Source organism: Helicobacter apodemus (genome assembly GCF_000765745.2).
GTDB classification, from domain to species: domain Bacteria; phylum Campylobacterota; class Campylobacteria; order Campylobacterales; family Helicobacteraceae; genus Helicobacter_D; species Helicobacter_D apodemus.
Genome location: NZ_JRPC02000095.1, coordinates 1 through 1,040, shown reverse-complemented (window position 1 = coordinate 1,040; position 1,040 = coordinate 1). Strand labels below are relative to the sequence as shown.

Genomic DNA, 1,040 nt, shown 5'->3' with positions numbered 1-1,040 from the left:
TAATTTTAGTAATAGTGGAACTATTAAAGGGAGTGCAACTGGTGTTCATGTTACGGGAAATGTAACTAATTTGAGTAATAGTGGGGTGATACAAGCAGAACCTACTGGTAATATATATACTAATAATGTAGGTGCCTCTATCTCTGTCAAAAATAAGTCTAATATACAAACTCTCCTCAATACAGGAACATTAAAAGGTGGGAGAGTAGGAATTTTTATATTCGGTGGCCTTAATAGTAACATTCCCCATATCGCTACGATTGACAACAAAGGATTAATTGAATTAAGCGATAATGCAATAGCGGGTATAATGACTAGTACTTATAGCAGTATTCCAACCATTGAAAATCTCAATAACTCTGGAACCATTAAAGGTGGAAATTATGGAATTCTAGTTGAAACAGGTTTTATAAAAAATCTCAAAGTTTCAGGCACTATAGAGGCTAAGAAAAATATTATTCATTTTTTCAATGCTGGAGGTCGTCCTGAGAATTCAAAGATTGAAAACATTACTATCGAAAATAAAGGTCTCTTAAAGGCAGGAGAAGATGGCATAAGAATTGGTGGAGGGAGAGTTTTGCCTTCCATAGAAAACCTTGTTATCAAAGAAGGAGGAATCCTACAAGGAGGAGATAATCATTCAGCCATTGCAATTGATGCAAACCCACAATATAAATTTACAGGTAATATTGATATTCAAGGAACATTAAAAGGGGGTAAAGCTATTACCAATCAATCTGTAATGGGTGGAAATATTACAATGGGAAGTAATGCTAAAATAGAAGGAGGTATTGTAAATCAAGGGGGAAGCATAGCAGGGGATATAAAGATAGAAAAAGGAGCTAACTTTGCAGGGGGTATTAAAAATGAAGATAGAGTTGTAACTACTAATGGAGTTACTAAAACCATTGCTTCAACCCTAAGTGGTTCCGTTTCTAATGCTAGTGATTCTCCTCTTAATATTACCAATTCGGGTTCTTCTACTATTGCAGGTAATATTAGCTCTAGTGGTAATGCTCCTTTAAACATTACTAACTCTG

At 34.8% G+C, this 1,040-nt stretch carries 1 pseudogene; it reads left to right on the top strand.

The features are described 5' to 3' along the window. Positions 1 to 1,040, top strand: a pseudogene (locus tag LS72_RS11110) (hypothetical protein); the annotation flags it as partial.